Here is a 24,407-nt window from a genome sequence, read left to right on the forward strand (position 1 = left end):
CCCCCCCGCTGGTCCCGCCCGGACCCGAGCGGGGGGGCGCGGCCCGTTTACACCCACCCCGCCCCGGCACTGCGGCTGCGTCAAGGGCCCGCAGCTCCCCGGCGGCGTAGGAAGTAACTGGACTGTATTGGATAGGAGATTCGTCGCATGTAGTATCCATCACGATGATGACGTAACACATTGGCAGCTTCTCACAGCACACAAAAATGCCCCTGGTAAAGATACCAGGGGCATTTTTGTGTGCTGTGAGAGGCAACTTTTAGGTCAAAACTGTGGTAGGACCGGCTACGACCTCGATTAGTTCGTTGGTAGATAAATAGTGCTTAGCTAGCTCTTGCAGGGCTTTCGGCTCAATGCTATTCACTGTGGAAAGGTAATGGCTATAGAAGTTGAGGGGAAGATTAAAAAGGATCAGCGTTTTGTATTTGTCACATTGCTCGAAGACAGTGCCTAGTTCATTTAAGAATTTGCCGGTAGTGTAATTCCTTACAGTTTCAAGCTCTTCATCAGGAATCAATTCGTTTTGTAGGCGAGCTAATTCCACGTTAATCTCATGGATTGCGGCTGAGGCATTTGCTGCATTGACATCAGAACCAATAACAATATTGGTTGCGTGCTCCCGTGGCGCTATACTGGCGTAGATACCGTAAGTGAGGCCTTTGTCTTCGCGGATATTCTTCATTAACCTCGATCCGAAATACCCGCCTAACACCTTTACCAGCACTTGCAGGGCGTGGTAATCGGGATGTGATGGAGGAGGGGAAAGTCGGCCTAATCGAAGTGTTGCCTGCAGGCTCTCTTTGACCGTCACATAGTCTGTGGCTTGCTGGGTAACTGGCGCTACAGCAGGAATGGAACGGGGTTGCTGTTCAGCGACGGTTTCGCCTAAGAGTTTGCTTAAGCTGCTTATGTGACTTTCCTCAACATCTCCGCAAAGGAAGACCTCGGCTTGGCTTAAGCTGTAGTTGTGACGATAGAAATCCTGGACAGCTTTAGCAGATAGTAGAGCAAAGGCCTGCTCGTCGAAGGAAATGCCGTAGGGGTGCTCTGGGCCGAAGAGGTTACGCGATAAGCGTTCGGCGGCGAGGTAGCTGGTCTTCTGCCGCTCAACGCGAATGTTCTGGATAGTACGGGTCTTAATCAGTTCCAGCTCCGCCTCGGGAAAGGTAGCGTTGAGTAAGACGTCCTGAACCAAGGGCAGCAGTTGCGGCAGGTATTTGCTGAGGCAATACAGCGTGAGGGTACTGCGGTCGAAGCCCTGCTCACAATCGAGCGAGGCACCGTAGAACGCAACTTCATCGGCAATCTGACGCGCGGTGCGGGTGGTAGTGCCTTCTAACAGCGCACGGGCGGTTAGTAACGAAACGCCGGGCGTTGGATCGTACCAACGCCCGGCGGGAAATACTACTTGCAAGCGGATGACGGGCTGTGCGGTGTTTGCCAGCACGTGTAAGCGTGCGCCATTTGAAAGTCGGGTGACTTCCGCCGTGGGTAGGGCAACTTGCTCTACAGGACGGGATGGAGGCGCAATAACGCGGTTGAGCATACGGAAAGGTTAGTTCGACGGGATGCCGCTGTCAACGGGCGACGAGTTGTCTTGGCCGTTGAAGTTGAAGTGCAGTGATACACGTACTGTGTTGGAGAGCGGGTTGTTGCGGGAATTGGGTACCAAGTAGGCCGCATCGACCCCAAATACCTGGTAACGCAGGCCCAGGCCCAAGCTCAGGTATTGCCGGTCGCCCTTTACAGGGTTTTCGTAGAAGTACCCGACACGGGCGGCCAACAGGTCGTTGTACCAGTATTCGGCACCAGCAGAAAGGTTGATTTCGCGTAATTCCTCTTTGAAACCTCCGGGAGCATCCGTAAACGAGCTCAGCATGCCGCTAAAGACGGGCTTGCGCGCAATGGCGTCGTTCTTTTCTTTGATCTGCAGGTCAGTAGCGGCGTTAGAGCCCCGGATGTATCCGTCGATGTAGTAAGGCGTGGGCACCAACAGCTTGTTGGCGTCGACGGTCAAAGTGATTTTGTTATAGGCGTCCAGCTCGCGCGTGATGGCCGTGCCGAGGCGCAGGTTGGTGGGCAGAAAGTCGGCCTGGTCGGCTTTGGTGTAGGCAATCTTGTTGCCCATGTTGGTAATGGCGCCGCCCAAGGCGAGGTTGTACTCGCTCGCGCCAAGCGAAAGGTCGGTGTTGTAATACACGCCCAGATCAACGGCGGCGGCATTGCCGGGACGCGAATCGGTGGTGGCGCCGTTGGCCACACTCAGGTTGGAGTGAATGAAGCGCGCGGCCACTCCGATACCGAATTTCTCGCTCAATTGCTGCCCGTAAGCCAAGCTGAAGGCATATTCCTTGGGGTTGAAGTTGCCCAAGTCGTCGTTTTTCTCGCCGCGGAAATTGATAGTGCCGAGGTCAAAGTACATCAAGGAAGCTGCGAGGGCGCCACGCTCTCCGAACTTCTTATAACCCGACAGGCCAGCAAGGCCCATGTCGTCGGTAATGGCGCGCAGCCACGGCGAATAGGAGGCCGATACGCCGTAGGGGGCCGTTTCGAACCCGAGCTTGCCGGGGTTGTAGAAAGCCGCGTTGGCATCGGGCGAGGTAGCTACGCCGGCATCACCCAGAGCTGCACCGCGCGAGTCGGGGCTGACGGTGAGAATGGGCACAGCCGTGGTAATGGCGTTGGCTGACTGTTGAGCGTGGGCGGCAAGCGAGGCACCCAACACGAGGGCTGGTACCAGAACCCGACGTACAGTAGACGGTGAAGCAGTCATAGAAAACAAGAAAATGCGGGAAGACAAGGGAAACGGGGAGCCGCCTAGTTGAGCAGCACGAGTTTTTCAAATTTACTAACCTGCGAACTGCCGGTACGCACGCTCACACGGTACACGTACACGCCACGCGCCAGCTGGTCGTTGTACTCGTCACGACCGTTCCATTCGACGTCTTTCACGTGCGATTGGCTGGCCGGCACAACGGCCGACAAGGTACGCACGAGCTTGCCCGAAACGGTGAAGATTTGTACCTGCACGTCGAGGGCTTCGCCGGGGCGGTTGTGGTCGAAATGGAAGGTGGTGTGGGTGGCGAAGGGGTTGGGGTAATTCAGCACGTGCTCAATGGCCAGCTTTTCGTCTTTGGCCACCACAAACTCGACGGTGCGCTCGGCGGAGTTATTGAACGTGTCCCACGCTTTCACTTTGAGCGCGTGCGGGCCCGTGGTCAGGCCCTTGAACAGGTACCGCACCCGGCCGCTGGTGAACTTGTCGACATCGGCCGTGTAGTACTCGTTGAGAACGGTGAGCTTAGATGGGTCGCCGTCGAGCGTGGCCGTCAGCTCGTGGCCGATGCCCGTGCCGGCGGTGTTGATGCCGCTGTCGTCGCTCAGGGAAGCCAGCAGGGTGGTGTTGGGGCGGGTGAGGCCACCGAACACGAAGCCCTCGGTGTCCATAGCCAGCGAAATGACCGGCGGGATGGTGTCGGAAAGCGCCGTAGCGGCAGCGCCGCCCACGTTGATGCCGTGGTAGCCGTGCGCGTCGATGTTCTGGGTGGGGTCGGCGGCGTAGAGGCTGATCTTGCCGATACCGAACTGGTAATTGATGTCCTTGGGCACCACGAAGTCGACTTTGAAGCGCCCGTTGGTAACGGAGGCTTGGCCGTCGTACACCACGTCTTTCTGCACCGGAATCGACACAATTGGGTCGCCTTCGTCGCCCAGGGTTTGCACCTTGGTGGGTTTCTCGTACACCGTAACCTGCACGGTGCCGTTGAAGGTCGAGGCCACGCCGCTTGAGTTCGTTACGTCGCCTTCGAGCTGGATGCGCTGCAGGGCCCGAATGGTATCGGGCGGCGTGGCGGCGAGGTTGCGGCCGTTGATTTTGCGCACCTGGGCCGACAGTTCCGGCATGGCCAAACGCATGGACGGGTCGCCGAGCAGCGCGTAGTTGCGGTTGTTTACGTCGACGCCGTCGTTGTTTTTACCGGCTATTACGGCGTCGCCCAGGCGCGGCCAGCGGCCGGTGGTAGGGTTGCGGTTAAACAAGGCCGGGTAGAATTGCAGAGCCAATGCTTGGCTGTAGCCAGCATCGGCGAGGCGGGTGGTGGTCAGCAGGCCAATGGCGCCGCCTTCGGTATCCGTCAGCACCTGTTCGCCGGCCGAGTTAAAGAGCGGGTCGTCGTACCAGGCAAAGTCGCAGGTGCCGGTAAACATAAACGTGAGGCGCTGGTGGTTCTGCAGCTGCAGCACCGAGGCGTTGGAGAGAATCTGCTCGTCGGTCCAGCCGCGCGGGCCACCGTGGCCGGCGTAGCCCACAAACAACGAGCCTTGTTCTATGGCGGCGTCGAGGGCGGCGTTGGTTTCGGCGGAACGCTGGCCGCCGGCCGTGCTCTGCTGCGGGTACAGCGCCAGGTACACGCGGTTGTCGTTGAAAGCCGGCTGGTAGGACGCAATGCCGTTGGCCGCTGCCTCGGAGTTGCCGGTGTGCAGGCCGAAGTTGCCGTCGTCGGCCACGAACGTGAGGCGGTTGCGCCACTTGCCCTGCGCGGCCGGTTTGTCGTAGTCGATGAGCTTGTTGACCACCGTGGCGGCCATTTCGGTGGAGGTAGGCTTGCCCTTGGGCGTACGCACCGGCAAGCGTCCCACGGCGGCGTCCATCAGGTCGCCGGTATAGTTGTCGGGCCAGGCGCCCTCTTCGTCATCCAGAATGCCGAAGTAATCGTCCGAGCAATACGAGGCATCGGAGCCGTTGGCGCGGGTGGGGTAGATGCGGGCAAACGACTCCTGCGACTCGTAGGTGGGCACGAAGTTCTGGTTTTCGCTGTCCTTGATGGGCCGCTTGCTCCACCAGTCTTTGGGCACCTGGTTGGGGTCGTTCGACGGGTCGCTTTTGTAGTCGTACGAGGCGTCGCCGAACAACAGCACGTAGAGGTTGTCGTTGTTGCGGTCGTAGAGCATCTTCACGAAGTCGCGAATGGCCGATACGTCCTGGCCGCCCGAGCTGAACTCGTTGTAAATCTGGTTGGTGGTAACCACCACCGTAGCCAGGTTGTCGTGCTGACGACGGTGCGCGGCCAGCTTTTCGGCTTCGGCCTTAAACAGCGGGTGCGTAACGATGACCAGGTTGACGGAATTGGGCGTTTTGCCCATTGCGTGCAGGTTCTGGTTGGCCACTCGGCCAAAGCCCCGCGGCGAATCGAAGGAAGAACCGGCAAACGCCACGTACTCGCGCACGGTGTCGGTGCGGGCCACGAAGCTGTTGCCGGTCAAGGCTACTTCCTGCGGCTTGCGCGGGTCGGTCACGTCCCACACCGTGGCCCCGGCGGGCAGGTTGCTAAAGGTAAACGTGCTGACGGCGCCGGGCGCTATGTTTTCGAGGGAACGGAAACCAAGCTGGCCGCTGCTGAGCGTGAGGTTGCGCTGGGCCTGCAGCTCCACGTAGTCGAGGTAGCCGGAAGCCGTTTGGTCGCCGCGGCCGTCATAGGTCAGGCCCACGCGGATGTCGGATGGGGCACTGGCTGGTATGGTCCAGCGCTGCGTTTTGATGGAGGTATTGGCGGCCTCGGGGTAGCAGAGGCCACAACCGCTGCCGCAGCTCAGGTTGTATACATCCTGGGGCTGCAGCGTCGAGCCGTTGAGCTGCAGCCGAAAAGTCGTTACCTCGTTGGGGTCGGGGTACACGTTGCAGGTGCGGGGCAGCGCCGTAGCAGCCACCGAAGTGGTCAGCTGCAGGGCCGAGTTGGGCACCAGGTCACTGACCGCAAAGCGTACCTCCTTCTGAGTGCCGTTGTTGAAGCCTTCGCCCAGCCACTGCCGCCCGGAGTGCAGCAGGTTGGTCAGCTCCAGCTCGTAGAACTGCCGCTCGACCGACTGCCGAATGGTAGCCGTGGGCGTGCCGCTGACGGCCGGTGCCGCGGCCACGCGTAAACCAGCGGAATTGCCCACCGTGAGGAAATAGTAGGCCGTATCGGCGTACAGGTTCAGCACGTGGCGGAACTGCGTGGGCGTGGCGGCGTCGCGCACCCAAGTGTGCGGGCCGCGCCCGTACATCAGGAAATATTCGTTGTCATCGAACGTGTTATCTGGGTTGCCCACAAACAGCAGCGGGTTCTGCGTCAAATCGTCCGGCCGCTTGATGTTGTTGGCTTGCGGCAGCATGCCCAGGGCATTGCCGTAGAGCTGTAGATTGCGCGGGTTGAGGGATTGTACCGGCACGCCCAGTCCCTGCAAAAAGGCTTTGCTGAGCTTGTAGATGCCGCTGCCGTCGCTGCCGCCAGCTACATTGCCCGCAATGCCGATTTTGTACCATTCGCCCTGGTTCAGAACGGAATTGGGAGCGTAAACCCGCGTGCCGCGGCGGGCTTGGGGCGCGGTGCCTAGCGTGTAGGTGTAGCTGAAGCTCGTCAGCTTCTCGGGCTGGCCGGATTGGGCGCTGCGCCGCACCGGCGTGATGGAAACGAGCGTCACAGTGCGGTGCTTCTCGTAGCCGTAGCGCAATTCGGGCACCACCACCGTTGGTAGCGTAGCCGAGGCATAGGCCTTGGCTTCTTGCGGGGTGAAGGCCCCAAACACAACTTCCGGCAGCTGCACCTCGGTTACGTAGCCGTCGATGCGAAACGTGTAGCGCGGCAGGCGTTGACCGGCCGGGCCGGCGGGAAAAGCAGCTCCGTCGAACGTCGGTACCGCTACCTCGCGGCCGGGAGCGTAAAGCGTTGCTTGGCCGTGCCAGTTCAGGCTCAGGCGTTTTTCGGCCTGCTGAGCCCACGCCGAAGACGCGAAAACGGGCAGCAGCAGTACCAAGAGCAGCGCAGTAGAAAGTCGCATAGTGGTGTAGGCCAAGCAGCTAGGTGTTAATGAGCGGAGGGGTGGCACGTCAACAGTAGAAAAAGGTTCGCCGTTCAATGAATCGTCCTTCTAAACTGCTGCCTCGGTAAAATATTGTGTTGCCGCTATCCGCGGGCCGGCCGCAATACCGACAAGGCCACGTACAACAGGATGATGAGCGGCACGGCCGCCGCTTGCAGCAGCACCAGCAACACCACCGCCAATGCTAGAAACACAAAACGCAGCGAATTGTCTTGCCACTTGAAGTTCTTGAATTTCAGCGCAAACAGCGGCAGCTCGGCCACCAGCAGGCCCGACATGACGAAGGTAAGGCCTAGCAGCACCCACGGATTGAGAATGTATCGGCTTAGCCCAAACCGGTCGGCGGCCAAAATGACCGGCAGCGACATGATGAGCATGGTATTGGCCGGCGTGGGCACGCCAATAAACGAGTCGGATTGCCGGGTGTCGTTGTTGAACTTGGCCAGGCGCAGGGCCGAGAAGATGCTCACCACAAAGCCCAGGTAGGCCAAGCTTTCGGGCAACTGCGTCGAGGGCAGCACGTGCTGAAGCAGCTTAAACAGAATGGCGCCCGGCACTACTCCAAACGATACCATGTCGGCCAGCGAATCGAGGTCTTTGCCGATGGGCGAAGACACGCGCAGCGCCCGCGCCACCAGACCGTCGAAGAAATCGGCTATGGCGGCAATGCCGATGAGGTAAGCCGCCGGCAGCAGCAGCGCCCAGGGCGAGGAACCGGGGGCGGTGGAAAGCTCTTTGCCGTGGACGATAAAGTCGTCGGCGCCGTAGCTCAAGATAATGCTGAGGGCCACGCAGCCGCAAAGCAGGTTCAGGCAGGTGAGGGCGTTGGGTAGGTGTTGTTTGATGGCCACGAAACGATGGATCTAACGCAAAAAAGGATTGGAAACGCGCTCGGCACCTACGGTTGTGGCCGGGCCGTGGCCGGGGTACACGGTGGTGTCGTCGGGCAGGGTGAGTAGTTGCTCCCGAATGCTGCGGATGAGCGTGGCGTAGTCGCCGCCCGGCAAATCGGTGCGGCCGATGCTGCCCTGGAATAGCACGTCGCCGCCGATGACAACGTGTGTGGGGGCGTGGTAGAACACCACGTGGCCGGGCGCGTGGCCAGGGGCAAAGCGCACTTCCAGCTCGGTTTCGCCGAAACGCACCGCCTGCTCGGGGGCGAGAAAGCCCGTCGGCTCGGCCGGGTTGTAGAGCGGGAATCCGTAGCTGGGCGCGTAGGTAGGTACGGCGCGCAGCGTGGCCAGGTCGGCCTGGTGAATCAGAAACGGCGTGCCGGGCCAGGTGTCGAGCACAAACTGGTTCCCGAAAACGTGGTCGATGTGGCAGTGCGTGTTCAGAAGCAGTTCCACGCGCAGGTTCTGGGCTTCGATAAACTGGCGGAGGGCCTGCTGTTCGGCTTTGTCGTAGCAGCCGGGGTCGACGATGGCGCAGGCACCGGTGGCGTCGTGTAGCAGGTAGGTATTCTCGGAAAAGGCGTTGAACGTGAAGCCCGAAACGGTCATGCAGCTATGAAAAGGCCCGCAACTGGCGCGGGCAGATAAGAGGGGGTAAGTTACGCAATCAGCCCCGGAAAGTGCGTATTTTGCCCGCCATGCTGCCTTCCGCCGACTTACTTGACGCCGATTACCTCATCATTGGCCACGGCCTGGCCGGCGCCCTGCTGGCCTGGGAGCTGCGGCAGCGCGGCCAGCGCGTGCTGGTGCTCGACGCCGGACTGCCCAACGCGGCCTCGCGCGTAGCGGCCGGCCTCATCAACCCCGTGGCCGGCAAACGCTTTGCTCTGTCGTGGCGCATCGACGAGCTATTGCCCGCCGCCGCCGCCACGTACCGGGCGCTGGAAGCCGAATTCGGCCAGCCGTTTTTTCACGAGCTGCCCATTCTGAAGCTGTTTTCGTCGGTGCGCGAGCAGAACGACGTGCTGGCCCGCTCGGCCGACGGCCGCTGGGGCGACTACGTGCGCGACCCCGCCCAACCCTTGCCCGACGTGCCCCTGCTCAAACAGCCGTTTGGTGGCCTGGTGCTGCAGCACGGCGGCTGGGTCGATACCAGCGCGCTGCTCGATGCGCTGACCGCCGACGGGCTGCAAAAAGGCTGGCTGCGCGCCGAAACTTTTGCGCCCGAGCTGCTTGTTGCCGAGGCATCCGGCGCCACCTACGCCGGGCGGGTGCGCGTGCGGCGCGTGGTGTTCTGCGAAGGGGCTGCCGCGGTGCGCAATCCGTGGTTTGGGTGGCTTCCTATTACTCCTAACCAAGGCGAAGTGCTCGACGTGGAAGCTCCAACGCTACCAACCGACTACGTGCTCAACCGCGGGGCCTACGTGGTGCCCGTGGGCGACGGCGGCCGGGTGCGTGTGGGTGCTACCTACCGCTGGCCGCCCTTCGCCGAAGAACCCACCCCCGAAGCCCGCGAGGAGCTAGCCGAGCGCCTGCGCGAGCTGACCGAAGCGCCGTTCCGCATTACGGGCCAGCGCGTGGGGGTGCGGCCCGCCGTGCGCGACCGAAAACCGCTCTTGGGCCTGCATCCCCAGCTGCCTGCCTTGGCTGTTTTCAACGGCTTGGGCTCGAAGGGCGTGCTGCTGGCGCCGCGCCTGGCGGGCTTGCTGGCCGACGCGCTGGAAAATGGCGCGGAGCTGTGGCCGGAAGTCAATATTCTGCGTTATCATGCGTTGTATCCTGTCGCACCCGCGGCTTCGGTACCCGCGCCCTGATTCTCACCTGTTTCTGCCCTTTCTGGCTTTATGAAGCACTTGTCCTTTTCGTATAACCGCCTGCGCGGCCTGCTGCCTACGGCGGTCGGGCTGCGGGGGGCCGCCGTGGCGGTGGCTTGCGTGCTGGCCGCGGTTGGCAGCGCCCGTGCCCAAACGGCGCAGGAAAGCTTTGGCCGCGTCCGTATCCAGTACAAGAATTTCGACTGGCAGCTGCTAAGCACGCAGAACTTCAACGTGTACTACTACGCCGGCGGTGAGCTGGCGGCGCGGCGTGCGGCCGAGTATGCCGAGAAAGAGCTGCAGCGCATCACGGCGCTCATTGGCTACTACCCGTACTCGAAAACCACCCTGATGCTCTACAACTCGGTGGGGGATTTGCGCCAGAGCAACGTGGGCCTCGATGCCGACAAGTTCAGCACCGGCGGCGAAACCTCGCTGCTGCGCATGACCAAGGTGCAGCTGGCGTTTGGCGGCGAGCAAACCACCTTCAAGCGCGACCTGAGCTACCAGATTACCCGCGTGCTGCTCAACGACATGATGTACGGCGGCTCGCTTAAGGAAGTCATCCAGAGCAGCTACCTGCTGCAGCTACCCGACTGGTTTGTGGCCGGCGCTGCGGGCTACGCCGCCGAGGGCTGGAGCGTGGAAATGGACGACTACATGCGCGACATGACGCAGAAGGTCGACAAGGACCGCGCCCCGCAGTTTTTCCTGCGCAACCCCGAGCTGGCGGGCCAAAGCCTCTGGAACTACATTGCCGAGCGCTACGGCTACACCAGTATTCAGAACATTCTGAACCTGACGCGCATCACGCGAGACGTGGAAACCGGCATCAGCTCGTCGCTGAACGTGCCCTACAAAACCTTCCTGAAAGACTGGCTGGGTTACTACCGCCAGCTCAACAGCCAGCCCGAAACCACCTACCAACTGCCCGACGAGCCGCACCAGGTAATGGCGCGCAACCGCCGCAACGTGCATTTCGCCGAGCCGGTGATTTCGCCCAACGGCCGCCTGCTGGCCTACACCGAAAACGACCGCGGCCGCTACCGCGTGACCGTGACCAACGCCGACGGCACCGGCGGCAGCCACACCATTTACCGCGGCGGCTACAAAACGCCCGACCAGGAAGTAGAGCGGCAATTGCCGGTGCTGGCGTGGCGCAACAACAGCCAGCTGGCCGTCGTCGACGAAAGCAAAGGCTTGCTCACGCTGCGGCTGATTGCGGCCGACGGCGGGGCCTCGGGCCTGCTGACGCGGGTGAAAGACGCCCTGCCGTTCAGCGCCAACAAAGGCTCGTCCTTGCTCAACAGCTTCAGCCAGGTGCTCGATCTGGATTACTCGGCCGATGGCAAGGCGCTGGCTTTTACCGGCGTGCGCAATGGCCAAGCCGATATTTACGTGCTGCGCGCCGGCAGCCGGCAGCCCGAGCAATTGACCAAAGACGTGTTTGACGACGTGCAGCCGGTGTTTTTGCCTGATGGCGAAACGCTGGTATTCAGCTCCAACCGTTGGCTCGACTCAACCGGCACGGCCAAAGGCGGCTTCGATGCCGTGGTAAACAACTACGACCTGTTTGCCTACCACCTCGACGGCCGCGCCAAGCCCATTGAGCAGTTGGTGGCTACCATTTCCAACGAAACCCGGCCCCGCGCTTTGTCGCAGGACGAGGTGTTGTTTCTGAGCGAAGAAAGCGGCGTGCGCAGCGTGTTCCGATACAACTTGGCTACCCGCCAGCGCACCGCCATCAGCTCGTTCCTCAACAACCTCGCGAACTTCGACTACAACGCCACCACCGGCGCGCTGGGCTTTGTGGCGGCCGATAAGGCCCGCGAGTTTGTGTATGCTTACCCCAAATACGAGCTGCCGCAGGACCTAAAACTGTACAAAACGGCCCGCCAGGAAATTCTGGAAGACCGTTCGGCGGCGCAGGTTAAGGCAGCGCAGCGGCCGGCCCAATCGGCAGCCACCACGCCCGACGCGCCCGCTACCAAACAAGCGGCGCCCAAAAAAAGCCAGGGCATCGACCTGAGCGACTACCAGTTTGAAGAAGATGCGCCCAAGCAGCGCCCGCAGCGCCGCAGCACCGTGGTGGCCAAGCCGCAAGGCGTTACGCCCGGCCTCACAATTGGCGGGCCCCAGCGCTACGATACCCGGTTTAGCCTCGACAACGTGGTGTCGTCGCTCTACGCCGACCCGCTGCTGGGTATCGGGCTGATTGCGCAGGCCAACATGTCGGACCTGTTTGAAGACCAGCGCATTCAGGCCGGCATCTTCGCCCTGACCGACTTGCGCACCAACCGCCTCTACGGCGAGTACACCAACCTCAAACGCCGCTACGACTGGAGCCTGCGCTTCGAGAAGCAGAGCTATTTTCTGGCCGCCAAAGACGGCAGCGAAGTGCGCCTGGGACGCTACGAAGTGACGCCGGGCATCGTGTACCCGCTCACGCACAACATTAGTGTGCGGGCCAACCTGCGCTACGTCAACATCCGGACGGTGCTGGTGGAGCGGCTGCTGATTCCCGACGTGCGCGACCAGTACTACGGCGGCAGCTCGGAGCTGGTGTTCGACAACGCCATTTCCACCGGCGTGAACATGCTGGAAGGCACCCGCTTCAAGCTGGGCGTGCTGAAAATGAACTCGGTAAGCGACAACAGCCAGGACTTCGGCAAGCTCTACATGGATTTCCGGCATTACCAGAAAGTGTACCGGCAAATTGTGTGGGCCAACCGCGCCAGCTACGGGCAGTTTTTTGGCAACTCCAAGAAGCAGTTCCGCCTGGGGGGCATGGACAACTGGCTGAACGCCAAGTACGAGAATTCGGACGACCTGCGCTACGACCAAGTCGATAACACGGCTACCGACATCTTCTACCAGCAGTTTGCCACCAACCTGCGCGGCTTCAACTACAACCAGCGCAACGGCCCCAAGTACGTGTTGTTCAACTCCGAGCTGCGCGTGCCCATCATTCAGGTGTTGTCGCGCAAGCCCATCTACTCGGGGTTCTTCCGCAACCTGCAACTCACGGCTTTCGGCGACGCGGGCACGGCTTACTCGGGCTCCAACCCTTTCAACGAAAATAACTCCTACAATACCCAGCCCATTTTCAAGCCGGGTAACGCCTTTTCGGCCACGGTTATCAACTTCCGCAATCCGCTGCTGCTTGGCTACGGCTTCGGGGCCCGCACCACGCTCCTGGGCTTCTACGGCAAGCTCGATGTGGCCTGGGGCCAGGAAGACTACGTGGAGAAAGGCCCCAAATTTTACCTGACGCTGGGCTACGACTTCTAACCGCAACTGCTGGCACACGCGTAGGCAGCCGCAAAAAAGCCGTTCGGTGAATACCGGGCGGCTTTTTCGTTGCCGGGCGGTTACCTTCGCGGTAGTTCACACCTTTTTACTTCAGCTGCGCCATGAGAAAGTATTACCTCCTGTTGCTGCTGCTCGGGCTGAGCCTGAGCCACAGCTTTGCCCAGTTCCAAACGGCCGGCACCAACCGCCGCTACACGTTGGCTCAACTGGCGGCGGCCTCCGGCGGCTACGTTACCCAAGTAGGCACCGGATGGCAAATCAACGACACCATTCGCCTGGCCGCCACCGACACGCTGAGCATCACCACCAACGAAACCATTCGGTTGGCCGCCGCCGCGCTGGTGTACGTCGACGGCACGTTGCTCATCAACCCGCCCGATTCGGTGAAATTTACGGCCATAAATACGGCCACGCCCTGGCATAGCTTCACGTTTTCGACGACCGGCAGCGCCTCGCGCCTGCGCAAAACGGTGATTGAATACTGCGCCGGCGTGCGCCTGATCAGCTCCGATATTCAACTGTTCAACTGCGAAATCCGCCGTTGCGTGCCCACCATCAACGGCCGCCTCATTGGGAGCGGCGCGCTGAACGCCTCGAGCAGCAGCCCGCTGATCCAGGGCTGCCGGTTTGTGCGCAATGCCCGCTCGGCCATTGCCTCGCCGGCCAACGGCGGTGCGTCGCCCACCATTCGCAACTGCCAGTTTCTGCTCAACAACGTGGAAAACGGCAACTACCCACAAATCAACCTCGGTCCCGGCAACCCCGCGCAAACCATTCTGATTCAGAATTGCCTCGTGGTGGGGAACGTTTCCACCAACGTGGGCGGCGGCATTGGCCTCTCCAATCTGTTGGGCAGCGGCGGCGTAACCAAAGCCGAGGTGCGCGGCAACATCATCCGCAACAACCGCTACGGCATCACCGTCACGGGTTCGAACTACAACACGCTCATCACCCGCAACCTGATTCAGGACAACAACACGAACCCGAACGCGGCAACCGGCGGTAGCGGTATCAACTTCACCGGCAACACCCAAACCGGCGTGGTGTCGCGCAACGTCATCAGCGGCAACCTTTGGGGCGTGACGATGGTGAAATCGGGCACGACCACCAACGGCATGCTCATCAGCTTCGGCGACGCCACCAGCACCGACTCGACCAACGTGGGCCGCAACCGCCTCGTGAACAACGGCAACGGGGGCACCATTTACGACTTCTACAACAACGCCCCCGACGCGCTGAAGGCTGAAAACAACGACTGGGGCACCAACGTGGCCGCTACCGTGGAAGCCCACATCGTGCACAACCCCGACAACGCCACGCTGGGCCTGGTAGATTACCAGCCGTTCCTGACGCCGCTGGCCGCCCGCACGGCCGCACCGCTCACGGCCGCGCTCTACCCCAACCCCGCCCGCAACCAGGCTACGCTGCAACTGCCAGCCGCCGGCCGGGTGCACGTAGCCCTGCGCGACGTAGCCGGCCGCCTCGTGCGCGAAGCCGATGTAACGGCCACGCCCGACGGCCGCGCCGTCCTGGTGTTGGCCGGGCTGAAGCCGGGCCTGTACGTGTACCAGGCCGAGCAAAACGGCCGCCTTGCCTCGGGCCGCCTGGCGGTGGAGTAAGCGCCGAAGTATCACATTACGGGGTCTGACTGCGGGCCGGTTTCTCTGCGCGAGGAGCCGGCCCGCTCACATATTCGGGTGGGCATGACCCGCTTCCGGCCCGTGGGTTGTATCTTTGCCGTCCCGTTCACCCACCGACCGGCCGTGCAGCTGTTACGCGAGATTTGGTATCTGATGCAGAAGGACTTCCGTTTGGAATGGCGCCAGCGTGCGGCTCTGAACGGCATGCTGCTGTACGTGGGCAGCACTGTATTTGTGTGCTACCTGAGCTTCGTGCGCGGCGGGGTGCTGCCGGCCCCGGCCTGGAACGCGCTCCTCTGGATTATCCTGCTCTTCACGGCCATCAACGCGGTGGCGAAAAGCTTCCTGCAGGAAAGCCGCGGCCGCCTGCTCTACTACTACGCCCTGGTGCGGCCCGAGGCGGTAATCCTGGCCAAAATTGCCTACAACGCCATTCTGCTGCTGGGCTTGGGTCTGGTGGCATTCGGCGCCTACTCGCTCGTGCTGGGCAACCCCGTGCAGCAGCCTGGCCGCTTCACGCTGGTGGTAGCCCTGGGCGCGTTGGGTTTTGCTTCGTCGCTGACGCTGATTTCCGGCATTGCCGCCAAGGCCCAAAACAGCAACACCCTGATGCCGGTGCTGGGTTTTCCGGTGGTCATTCCCATTCTGCTCCAGCTCATCAAAGCCGCCAAAAACGCCCTCGACGGCCTCGATGCCTCGCCGCAGCCCATCTACATGCTGCTGGGCCTGAACCTGATGGTGGTGGCGGTTTCCTATTTGCTCTACCCGTTTTTGTGGCGAACGTGAAGACGCTTTTGGCTGATAGCTGCTGGCTATTGGCTTTTTACCCCAACGCTAACAGCTAACAGCCATTGGCCAACAGCTTATGAAAAATTGGTGGAAAGTGCTGGCTGCGGTTCTGCTGCTCTACACGGTCGTCATGGGCCTGTTGGGGCCGGCGCCGCGCTTGCCCATTCTCAACGAAACCATCCGCAACCTGTACTTCCACGTGCCCATGTGGTTCGGGATGACCATCATCCTGACCGCCTCGGCCGTCAATTCGGCGCGCTACCTCTACAAGCCCTCGTACCGTTTGGATGTGCTGGCTTACGAGTCGGCGCAAACCGGGATTCTGATGGCGGTGCTGGGTTTGGCCACCGGCAGTCTGTGGGCCCGCTTTACCTGGGGCACGTGGTGGACCTCCGACCCGCGCCTGAACGGGGCAGCCATTGCCGTGCTCATTTACGGGGCCTATCTGGTGCTGCGCTCTTCCATCACCGATGAGCAGCAGAGTGCCCGCATTGGTGCGGTGTACAACATTTTCGCCTACTGCGCGGCCATTCCGCTGCTGTTTATCCTGCCGCGCCTCACCGATTCCTTACACCCCGGCGCCGGCGGCAACCCCGGCTTCAGCAAGTACGACCTCGACAACAACATGCGCCTGGTGTTCTACCCGGCCATTATCGGCTGGACGCTCCTCGGCGTCTGGATTACGCAGGTGGCCGTGCGGTTCACCCTCGTCAAACACAAGCTGTATGAAAAACAACTGGCCTAACCTGCTCTCCGAAGCGCTGCGCCACATTGGTCGCCGCGCCGTGCTGCTGCTTGCGGCCGTGCTGCTGCCCGCGCTGGCGGCCGTAGCCCAGCAACCCGCCGGCCCCGAAATGGCCGACCAATTCCGCCAGGACGGCAAAATCTACGTCGTGGTGGGCGTCATCGTCATCGTGCTGCTGGGCCTGCTGGCCTACCTCGTTTCCATCGACCGCAAAGTGGGCCGCCTAGAGCGGGAACTGCGCGACTAACAAAAATCATTGCTTCGGGGCGGATTTTTTTGCCTCGTTGCGGTTGTTTCAATGGGCTGGCTGCCGAGCGGTTGGTCCAATTTTTCGGCGGCTTTTGCCTCTGCTACCATGAAAAAAACGCATTTACTCGCCCTCGTCGTCATTGCCATTGCCATTGGCATCGTTATGGCCACCGCCGGCGACGCTTCGGTGTACGTCTCCTTCAAAGAAGCCAAAGAGCTGGCCGCCGACGGCGACCTGCGCAAGGTGCACGTGGTGGGCCGCCTGCCGCACGACGCGCAAGGCAACCCCGCCAGCCTGCAGTATAACCCCACGCTCGACCCGAACTACTTCTCCTTCACGCTGGTGGATACCAACCGCATTGCCCAGCAGGTGGTGTACTTCAACCCCAAGCCGCAGGATTTCGAGAAGTCGGAGCAGATTGTGATTACCGGCAACATGCGCAACGACGTATTCGTGGCCGACAAAATCCTGCTTAAGTGCCCGTCGAAGTACGTGGAGAACGAAGTGAAGGGCGCTACCGCCGCGCGCTAGTGCGCCCAATTACGAATTCTGAATGTTGAGTTCTGAATTGCGTCGCTCTCTTCAAGGGCCGGAATTTGGGATGAACGCCAATTCAGAATTCCGAATTTATCATTCAGAATTCAAGAAGAAATGAACATCGGCGACTGGGGACATTTGAGCGTCATTGTAGCCTTTGCCGCGGCCATGGTGGCGGCGTTGGGCTACTTCATGGCGGCTCGGCAACGCCCCTTGGGCGAGGCTGACGAATCGTGGCTGCGGCTGGGCCGGACCGCGTTTATCGTGCACGGCCTGGCTGTGGTGGGCGTGATTGTGGCCCTGTTCGGCATCATTCACGGGCACCGCTACGAGTACTACTACGCTTGGTCGCACTCCAGCAACCACCTGCCGGTGTACTACATGATTTCCTGCTTCTGGGAAGGGCAGGAGGGCTCGTTCCTGCTCTGGATTTTCTGGCACGTGGTACTGGGCGCGTTCATCATCCGCGGTTCGCGGCAATGGGAAGCGCCCGTCATGGCCGTATTCGCCTTCGTGCAGCTGTTCCTCGTGTCCATGATTCTGGGCGTGGTGATAGGCAGCCTCAAGCTGGGTTCGTCGCCGTTTATTCTGATGCGCGAGTTTATGCCCGATCTGCCGGTCTACAAGCTCAACCCCGATTGGGTGCCCGAGGACGGCAAAGGCCTGAATGCCCTGCTGCAGAACTACTGGATGGTGATTCACCCGCCCACGCTGTTCCTGGGCTTTGCTCTCACGCTGGTGCCTTTCGCCTACGCCATTGCCGGTCTTTGGAAGGGCGAGCTGACCAAATGGGTGCAGCCGGCCATTCGCTGGAGCTTAGTGGGCGGCGGCGTGCTGGGCGTGGGCGTGATGATGGGGGCTTATTGGGCCTACGAAACCCTCAACTTCGGTGGTTACTGGAACTGGGACCCGGTCGAAAACGCCGTGTACATTCCGTGGCTGGTGCTGGTGGCCGCGTTGCACGCGCTGGTGCTCTGGCAGCGCGGCCGCACCGGCCTGCGCACGGCCTATTCGCTCGTCATTGCCACCTTCCTGCTGATTCTCTACGCAACGTTCCTCACCCGCTCGGGTGTGCTGGGCAACGCCTCGGTGCACTCCTTCACCGACCTCGGCCTTTCTGGCCAACTGCTGCTGTACCTCGGGGCTTTCGTGGTGCTGAGCGTGGCCATGCTGGTGTGGCGCTGGAAGCAGATTCCGGTATCGGAGAAAGAGCTGACGATGTACAACGCCGAGCTGTGGGTGTTCATCGGCGCTACGGTGCTGTGCTTAGGCGCGTTTCAGGTGCTCGTGACGACCAGCATTCCGGTTTACAACGCGCTGATGGGCCTGTTTGGCGTGAAAACCAACGTGGCCCTGCCCGCCGACCAGATTGCCCACTACACCAAAATTCAGCTCTGGATGGGCGTGTTCGTGGCCTTGTTCTCGGGCATTGCGCAGCTGCTTTGGTGGCAGAAGAACTCCAAGGAAACCATCAGCAACACGCTCACGATTCCCACGATTCTGACGCTGCTGTTCGCCAGCCTGTTTATTCTGCTGGTGCGCAACAACGGCCTGCCCATGTCGCTGCCCTTCATTGCAGTACTCACCACGGGCTTGTTCGGGGTGCTGGCCAACCTGAGCATGCTGCTGCAACTCATCCGGCGCGGCGTGCGCATTTCGGGCGGCGCGGTGTCGCACATTGGCATTGCGCTGATGCTGCTGGGCATTCTGGCTTCGGCCGGCTACTCCAACATCATTTCCAAGAACACCTCCGGTTTGCTTTACTCGCGCGAGTTCCCCGACGACCTGAACCGCGACAACGTGCTGCTGTGGCGCAACCAAGCCGCCGAAATGGGCCCCTACAAGCTCACCTACACTGGCCAGTTCTACGATGTGCCCGGCGTGCCCGGCTACGTCAACAAGGAGCTGCTCTTCCGCACCGCCGACGAATACAAGGCCCTAGCCCGCGCCGACATCAAGCAGGAAGACGGCAAGACCTACTACAAAGCCGGCGACACGCTTGAAATCCGCCCCGAAGACACCTACTACCGCGTCGAGTACAAGCATAAGGAGTCGGGCAAGCAGTTCGTGCTCTACCCGCGCGCCCAGGTCAACCAGGAAATGGGGGGCCTGCTCGCCTCGCCCGACATCAAGCTGTTTTGGGACCACGACATCTACTCGCACGTGTCCTCCGTGCCCGACCCCTCGAAAGAGAAGGACTGGAGCGAAGTGAAAGAGTACACCGTGAGCATGGGCGACACGCTCATTCTCAACGACTACGTGGCCGTGTTCAAGGAAGCCGAGCCGGCAACCAACCTCGCCGGTCTAGGGCTGAGCAAGGACGACATTGCCGTGCAAGCCGACCTAATTGTGTCGGGCGAAGGCGGCAAGCAGTACCACGCCCACCCCATTTTTGTGGTAAAGGACCGTCTGGTGGGCCGCGTGCCCGACGAAATCGAAGCCCTTGGCCTGCGCATCTCCTTCAACAACCTTGACCCGACGAGCGGCAAGTTCACCTTCGGCGTGAGCACCACCCAGAAGGATTACGTCATCCTGAAGGCCATGGAAAAGCCCTTCATCAACCTGCTCTGGAGCGGCACGCTGCTCATGGGCCTCGGCTTCGGCATGGCCGTATGGCAGCGTGGCCGCAAGCCCCGGCCGGCGCCGGCCACCAAGGTACCGCGCACCTCAAAGGCTCCGCAAGTCGCTTAAAGCATCAATCCAAGCAAAAAGCCCCGCAGCTATTCGGCCGCGGGGCTTTTTGCTTGCCATCAGAATCATTGGCTCTGGAAAGCGTCGGCCGGCATCTGGCAGGTGTTGCGCGGTTTCATGGCTGCATCATAGCATGCAAAAGGGCGGCCTGCCGCAGCAGACCGCCCTTTTGTTATGCGTGTGGATTGAGTTAGCCGTTACTTCTGAACCGAGATATTGCGGATGCTGAACTCGCTGCCCGACTGCACCTTCAGCACATACATGCCGTTGGCCAGGGCCGAGAGGTCGAGCTTGTTCTCGAAGTTGTCGCGCACGGTAGCCGTGTGCACGCGCTGGCCCAGCATGTTGGTTACTTCTACCTGCAGGCCGTTTTTGGCACTGGCGCCGCGCACGTCCAGCGTTACCACGCCCGTGCTCGGGTTCGGGTACACACTGATGGCGCGGTCGAGAGCCGCCGACGTAGCCGACACCGGCGTGGCGGTGATTTCCAGGTCGTCAACGGCCAGGAAGAACTTGTCGGCGGCGCTGATGGCGTGGAAGCCGATGTAGTACAGGCCGTTGGCCGTGGGCGTGATGCTCGTTACCGGCAGCATGCCGGTACCGTTGGCCGTAACGTAAGCCGGGTTGGTGATGCTGTTGTTGAGCCACAGCAGGTTTGTCTGATCGGCCGCCGTCATGCCGGTGCCGTATTTCACCTCCAGGCCTTCGGCGTAGCTGGCACCGCTCGAGCGGTACTTAAACGACAACTGGTAGCGGAAACCGGTGCGCAGCAGGAGCTGCGGCGTGAAGAACCAGTCGTTGGCCGCCGTGGTGCCGTTGGTGTTCCAGAAGTACACCATGGCGTTCGGGTTCGAAGCGCTAATGGACACTTCCCCGGCCGAAGTGGGCACGGTGCTGCGGTTGATCCACGGGTTCGAGTCGGCGTTGGCATCAAGCGTGGTGATGCCGCAGGGCAGCGTGCCGTTCACGGCGGCATCGAAGTTCTGGGTGTAGGGGAACGTGGCTACGGCCGTAGCAGCGCCGCAGCTGGTCGTAATCGTAAACGGCCCCGACAAGGCGCTCTGGTCGGTAGCGCCGCAGTTGGCGCGCAGGTACACGTCGTAGGCCGTGCCCACCGCCAGGCCCGAGATGTTGACGGGCGAAGCCGTGGGCGCCGGAGTAATGGTGGTGCCCGCCGAAGCCGGGTTGAAGCCCGTCGGACCGTAGATAACGGTGTACGACGTGCCGTTGGCCGGGCCTGTAAAGTTCAGGGCTGTGGATGTGGTGGTAGTGCCCGTGAAGGTAACCGAGGAAGGCGGCGAGCAGCTGGCCGGCGTGAAGCGGAACGTGCGGCCCGCATCGGCCAGCGTCGTCTTGTCAAAGTCAAACGTCTGGTTGAGTGGATCGGGGTAGTACGTGTTTAGGAACGTAGCCGCCGACCATGCCTGGCCGACCGATTTGGTGGCAACAACCAGCTGCCCGGCGTTGCTGCCCGAGCCTTTCAGGCCCACCCCAATGGCGTAAGTCAGCGCGGCCGGACCCGTGCCCGGCGTGGAAGGACCGTACACAAACTCCACGCGGTTGCTGGTTTCGTAGAGCTTGGTTTGGAACGCGAAGCCGGTGAACTGCGGCTGGGTCGAGCCGTCGGTGTACTCGGTCATGTTGCTCCATTCCACGGTGCACACGCGGTTGGGAGCCGTACCCGTGGTGGCTACCTTAAAGCTGGTAGCCGTGCCTACCAGGTCGCCCAGGAACGGCAGCAGCATGTTGCGGTCAAGCGGGTCGGTGCTGCTCACGAAATCGTCCAGGTCGGAGCTGGGAGCGGTGTTGCCGAGCTTGAGCGCGCCGTTGGTGTTGAGCACGAACTGCGTAAACGACTGCCCGTTGAAAACGAACGTGAAACCGATGTTCTGCGCGGCCGAGTTATCATCGTCCGGGTCGCCCACCGCAATGGCGGTGCCGGTGGCACCCAGCGCGCTGAAGGTGCCGGCGGTGTTGACGGCTCCGGCCGCCGAGTAGTTTAGGGCTTGGCCCTGAGCCCCCAACACGCCAAAACCCAGCACAGCGGCCAGGGTGAGCGTGGGGCGGCGCAGAAGCCGCTGAAACAAGTAAGACTGCGTCATAAAAAGAAAAGGGTGAAAAGAGGCAAGGGTAAAGAATGACGTTCGGGCACGCCACCGGATGATGCGGCAAGATGCCAAATTCTGCCCGCATGGCGGCAACCAAGCCTGGTTCTGCCGCCCCAAAAACAAGTGGGCGACCTGCTTGCGCAGACCGCCCACTTGCTGGTTTCGGCCGAAGCCGTCAGACAAAAATTACTTCTGAATGGCAATGGTACGCGTCATGTACTCGCTGCCGTTCGTCACGCGCATCTGGTACATGCCGTTGGCCAGGTTCGATACGTTGATCGTGCTCTGCAGCTTGTCTACCGAAGTGCTCAGAACTTTCTGACCGAGCATGTTCGTGATGTCAATCTGCAGGCCGTTTTTCACGTTCACACCCTGCACGGCCACCGTCAGCTCGCCTTTCGAGGGGTTCGGGTACACGCTGATGGCGCGGTCGAGAGCCGCCGACGTAGCCGACACCGGCGTGGCGGTGATTTCCAGGTCGTCAACGGCCAGGAAGAACTTGTCGGCGGCGCTGATGGCGTGGAAGCCGATGTAGTACAGGCCGTTGGCCGTGGGCGTGATGCTCGTTACCGGCGTGGCACCAGCTACACCCGTGGTGGCGTAGGCCGAGTTGTTGATAGCCGTGTTGGTCCAGATGGTCGTCGTTTGGTCGGCCGGCGTAGCGCCGGTGCCGTACTTCACTTCCAGGCCCTCGGGGTACGAGCCGCTCGAACGGTATTTGAAGGCCAGCTGGTAGCGGAAACCGGTGCGCAGCAGCAGGGCCGGCGTGAAGAACCAGTCGTTGGCTGCCGTGGTGCCGTTGGTGTTCCAGAAGTACACCATGGCGTTCGGGTTCGAGGCGCTAACCGGCGTTTGGCCGGCCGTAGTGGGCACAGTGCTGCGGTTGATCCACGGGTTCGAGTCGGCGTTGGCGTCGAGCGTGGTGATGCCGCAGGGCAGGTTGCCGCTGGTCACACCGTCGAAATTCTCGGTGTAGGGGAACGTAGCAATGGTGGTAGAACCGGGGCTGCAGGCCGCCAGGGGAGCCAGCGTAGCTTCGAAGCGCAGACGGCCGGTTTTGCTTTCCGTAGCCGAGGCAATACCGCCAGCAGCCGGGAATACAAAGTACGACGGATCGGGACGTACGGGCGTTTCAGCCTGAATGCTTACCGGGTAGAAAGCCGTACCACCGGTGGGAACCACAATGCCCATACCGATGAAGAAGTCACCAGCGGGAATGATGGGCGAGGTGGGGAACGTGAACGTTACCTGTGCTCCGTTGTCGGCAGCGGCAAGTACACGGTCGGTCGAGCGGGCTACGATAGTGCCCTGGGCATCCAATACCACACCGTACACCGAGCGGCCGTTGTTGCGGGCTGCGTCGTTGGTGATGTCGGCTTTCACCTGCGTAATGGTAGCCGACTGCGTGAGCGTGTGGCGGCTGGCGTAGATGATGTTGCCCGAGCCGCCCAGGATGAAGGCACCGGCGGGGGTGTTGGGGTCCACGTAGGTTATAGCGTCGGAGGTTACGGCTTGCGTTACCACCTTCGAGTTGTTGTTGGCGTTGTCGTCGCCGGCCACGCTCACCGTTACCGTGTTAGTGCCGGTGGTAGTGGGCGTGTAGGGGGCGAAGGTCACCAGCGCCGAGTCACCGGCGGCCAGGGTGGCCACGGTTTGGGTGTTGGTGAAGGTCGTAGCGCCCGATACCGTCAGCGTCACGGCCAGCGCGGTGCGGCCGTTGGTGCCAGCGTTGGTTACACGGGCTTTCACCACGTGCGGAACAGCGTACGGAATGGGCAGCTTGCCCAGGGTGTACACGTTGATAACCCCAGCGTCGTTGGCCTGACGTGGCAGGAAGCGGTAAGTGCGGCCAGCGTCCGGCGAAACCGTGCGGCGGAAGTTGTTGCCGTTGCCCGCCAGCGGGCCTACCTGAAACTGGGTGTTCGACCACGCATCGGCCGAGGGCTTAACGGCGAGGATGGTTTGGGCAATGGAGTTGCCTTTGATACCCACACCAGCCACTTTGGCGCCGTCGGTGCCGGCGCCGGGCGTCGCGGCGCTGTACACAAACTCCACCGCGTTGGTGGTTTCGTAGAGCTTCAGCTGGAAGCTGAAGTTGGCGTACTGCTGCTGCGCCGTCTTGTCGGCTACGTTTTTCCACTGCACCGTGCACACCCGGTTCGGGGCCGTGCCGGTGGTGGCCACGCGGTATTCGGCGGGGCTGGAGCCGGCCGTCAAATCGTGGTTGAAGGGCAACAGCAGGTTCACGTCGGCCGCGTCGGTGCTGTTGATGGGGCCACCGGTAACCACGGCCGGGCCCGAGAAGAACAGGGCGGCTGCGCTGGGCGCTGCCGTGCCCAGGCGCACGAAACCGTTCGTGTTCAGCACGAAATCGGTAAAGGCTTGGCCGTTGTAGTTGAAGGTGAAGCCGATGGGTGTAGCGGCCGAGTTGGCGTCGTCGGTGTTGGCCGTGGAAATGGCCGTACCGGCGGTGCCCAGGTCGGTGTAGGTGCCGGCCACAGAGCCCGCGCCCGACACGAAATAGTTAAACGCCTGTGCATGCGCCGAGGTGGCGCCCACGGCCAGCAACGCGGCCAGGGCCAGGCCGCGCCAGCGGCCTGTGTTCCGACCCCGAGAGTAGGAATGTGTCATGTGGTAAGAAAAGAAAAGGGTGAAAACAGCGTTGAGAAAAGACTTCCGGACGAACGGGCGTCCGGGAATATGATTTCGCGAGTTCAAGTTGCTAATTTTTTGGCAAACGCCCGTTCGGCAAACCCACCAAAAATCGACC

General features: G+C 61.4%; 15 protein-coding genes. 8 read left to right on the top strand and 7 right to left on the bottom strand.

Annotated elements, in window-relative coordinates:
* Window positions 1-259: 259 nt before the first annotated feature.
* From F0P96_RS19890 to F0P96_RS19910, 5 genes are all read right to left on the bottom strand, one after another.
* Window positions 260-1,546 (bottom strand): M16 family metallopeptidase, encoded by a 1,287-nt coding sequence (locus tag F0P96_RS19890; protein WP_151080753.1) that lies wholly within the window; start codon window positions 1,544-1,546, stop codon window positions 260-262.
* A gap of 9 nt (window positions 1,547-1,555) precedes the next feature.
* The gene (porV, locus tag F0P96_RS19895; protein ID WP_151080754.1) at window positions 1,556-2,773 is read right to left on the bottom strand and encodes a type IX secretion system outer membrane channel protein PorV; all 1,218 of its coding nucleotides are present in this window, start codon (window positions 2,771-2,773) and stop codon (window positions 1,556-1,558) included.
* A gap of 44 nt (window positions 2,774-2,817) precedes the next feature.
* Complete coding sequence (gene porU / locus F0P96_RS19900) at window positions 2,818-6,816, bottom strand: type IX secretion system sortase PorU (RefSeq protein ID WP_151080755.1); 3,999 nt, start codon at window positions 6,814-6,816, stop codon at window positions 2,818-2,820.
* A 125-nt stretch (window positions 6,817-6,941) separates the two neighbouring features.
* Window positions 6,942-7,709 carry a CDP-alcohol phosphatidyltransferase family protein gene (locus F0P96_RS19905; RefSeq protein WP_338074404.1) on the bottom strand — a complete coding sequence of 256 codons (768 nt, stop codon included), beginning with the start codon at window positions 7,707-7,709 and terminating at the stop codon, window positions 6,942-6,944.
* 12 nt (window positions 7,710-7,721) lie between these two features.
* Window positions 7,722-8,360 carry an MBL fold metallo-hydrolase gene (locus tag F0P96_RS19910; protein ID WP_151080756.1) on the bottom strand — a complete coding sequence of 213 codons (639 nt, stop codon included), beginning with the start codon at window positions 8,358-8,360 and terminating at the stop codon, window positions 7,722-7,724.
* Window positions 8,361-8,449: 89 nt separating this feature from the next.
* Here F0P96_RS19910 and F0P96_RS19915 point away from each other — a divergent pair, with 89 nt between their 5' ends.
* From F0P96_RS19915 to ccsA, 8 genes are all read left to right on the top strand, one after another.
* Window positions 8,450-9,565 carry an NAD(P)/FAD-dependent oxidoreductase gene (locus tag F0P96_RS19915; protein WP_151080757.1) on the top strand — a complete coding sequence of 372 codons (1,116 nt, stop codon included), beginning with the start codon at window positions 8,450-8,452 and terminating at the stop codon, window positions 9,563-9,565.
* A 30-nt stretch (window positions 9,566-9,595) separates the two neighbouring features.
* On the top strand, window positions 9,596-12,856 hold the full coding sequence (locus tag F0P96_RS19920; RefSeq protein WP_151080758.1) for a PD40 domain-containing protein: 3,261 nt from the start codon (window positions 9,596-9,598) through the stop codon (window positions 12,854-12,856).
* A gap of 122 nt (window positions 12,857-12,978) precedes the next feature.
* Entirely contained in the window at window positions 12,979-14,496 is a 1,518-nt protein-coding gene (locus tag F0P96_RS19925; RefSeq protein WP_151080759.1) for a T9SS type A sorting domain-containing protein, read from the top strand.
* A gap of 174 nt (window positions 14,497-14,670) precedes the next feature.
* A complete protein-coding gene (locus tag F0P96_RS19930) occupies window positions 14,671-15,303 on the top strand; it encodes a heme exporter protein CcmB (RefSeq protein ID WP_151080849.1) in 633 nt (210 codons plus the stop codon).
* Between the two features lie 79 nt (window positions 15,304-15,382).
* Window positions 15,383-16,051, top strand: a complete 669-nt coding sequence (locus tag F0P96_RS19935; protein ID WP_151080760.1) for a cytochrome c biogenesis protein — start codon at window positions 15,383-15,385, stop codon at window positions 16,049-16,051.
* Window positions 16,032-16,298, top strand: a complete 267-nt coding sequence (locus tag F0P96_RS19940) for a CcmD family protein (protein ID WP_338074405.1) — start codon at window positions 16,032-16,034, stop codon at window positions 16,296-16,298. Before F0P96_RS19935 ends, F0P96_RS19940 begins: the two co-directional genes overlap by 20 nt.
* Window positions 16,299-16,406: 108 nt before the next feature.
* Window positions 16,407-16,832, top strand: a complete 426-nt coding sequence (locus tag F0P96_RS19945) for a cytochrome c maturation protein CcmE domain-containing protein (RefSeq protein WP_151080761.1) — start codon at window positions 16,407-16,409, stop codon at window positions 16,830-16,832.
* A 120-nt stretch (window positions 16,833-16,952) separates the two neighbouring features.
* The gene (gene ccsA, locus F0P96_RS19950) at window positions 16,953-19,529 is read left to right on the top strand and encodes a cytochrome c biogenesis protein CcsA (RefSeq protein ID WP_151080762.1); all 2,577 of its coding nucleotides are present in this window, start codon (window positions 16,953-16,955) and stop codon (window positions 19,527-19,529) included.
* A gap of 197 nt (window positions 19,530-19,726) precedes the next feature.
* Here the strand turns inward: ccsA and F0P96_RS19955 are convergent, their stop codons facing one another.
* Window positions 19,727-21,631 carry a T9SS-dependent choice-of-anchor J family protein gene (locus tag F0P96_RS19955; RefSeq protein ID WP_151080763.1) on the bottom strand — a complete coding sequence of 635 codons (1,905 nt, stop codon included), beginning with the start codon at window positions 21,629-21,631 and terminating at the stop codon, window positions 19,727-19,729.
* A 192-nt stretch (window positions 21,632-21,823) separates the two neighbouring features.
* Window positions 21,824-24,268 carry a T9SS-dependent choice-of-anchor J family protein gene (locus F0P96_RS19960; protein WP_151080764.1) on the bottom strand — a complete coding sequence of 815 codons (2,445 nt, stop codon included), beginning with the start codon at window positions 24,266-24,268 and terminating at the stop codon, window positions 21,824-21,826.
* Window positions 24,269-24,407: the final 139 nt, after the last annotated feature.

Origin of the sequence: Hymenobacter busanensis (genome assembly GCF_008727865.1) — a bacterium.
In the GTDB taxonomy this organism is placed as follows: Bacteria; Bacteroidota; Bacteroidia; order Cytophagales; family Hymenobacteraceae; genus Solirubrum; species Solirubrum busanense.

Excerpts from the sequence above, each read along its gene's own strand:
- ccsA (WP_151080762.1), top strand. The coding sequence starts at position 16,953 with ATGAACATCGGCGACTGGGGACATTTGAGCGTCATTGTAGCCTTTGCC.
- F0P96_RS19915 (WP_151080757.1), top strand. The coding sequence starts at position 8,450 with ATGCTGCCTTCCGCCGACTTACTTGACGCCGATTACCTCATCATTGGC.
- F0P96_RS19930 (WP_151080849.1), top strand. The coding sequence starts at position 14,671 with ATGCAGAAGGACTTCCGTTTGGAATGGCGCCAGCGTGCGGCTCTGAAC.
- porV (WP_151080754.1), bottom strand. The coding sequence starts at position 2,773 with ATGACTGCTTCACCGTCTACTGTACGTCGGGTTCTGGTACCAGCCCTC.
- F0P96_RS19955 (WP_151080763.1), bottom strand. The coding sequence starts at position 21,631 with ATGACGCAGTCTTACTTGTTTCAGCGGCTTCTGCGCCGCCCCACGCTC.
- F0P96_RS19925 (WP_151080759.1), top strand. The coding sequence starts at position 12,979 with ATGAGAAAGTATTACCTCCTGTTGCTGCTGCTCGGGCTGAGCCTGAGC.
- F0P96_RS19945 (WP_151080761.1), top strand. The coding sequence starts at position 16,407 with ATGAAAAAAACGCATTTACTCGCCCTCGTCGTCATTGCCATTGCCATT.
- F0P96_RS19910 (WP_151080756.1), bottom strand. The coding sequence starts at position 8,360 with ATGACCGTTTCGGGCTTCACGTTCAACGCCTTTTCCGAGAATACCTAC.
- F0P96_RS19940 (WP_338074405.1), top strand. The coding sequence starts at position 16,032 with ATGAAAAACAACTGGCCTAACCTGCTCTCCGAAGCGCTGCGCCACATT.
- F0P96_RS19960 (WP_151080764.1), bottom strand. The coding sequence starts at position 24,268 with ATGACACATTCCTACTCTCGGGGTCGGAACACAGGCCGCTGGCGCGGC.
- F0P96_RS19890 (WP_151080753.1), bottom strand. The coding sequence starts at position 1,546 with ATGCTCAACCGCGTTATTGCGCCTCCATCCCGTCCTGTAGAGCAAGTT.
- F0P96_RS19920 (WP_151080758.1), top strand. The coding sequence starts at position 9,596 with ATGAAGCACTTGTCCTTTTCGTATAACCGCCTGCGCGGCCTGCTGCCT.
- F0P96_RS19935 (WP_151080760.1), top strand. The coding sequence starts at position 15,383 with ATGAAAAATTGGTGGAAAGTGCTGGCTGCGGTTCTGCTGCTCTACACG.
- porU (WP_151080755.1), bottom strand. The coding sequence starts at position 6,816 with ATGCGACTTTCTACTGCGCTGCTCTTGGTACTGCTGCTGCCCGTTTTC.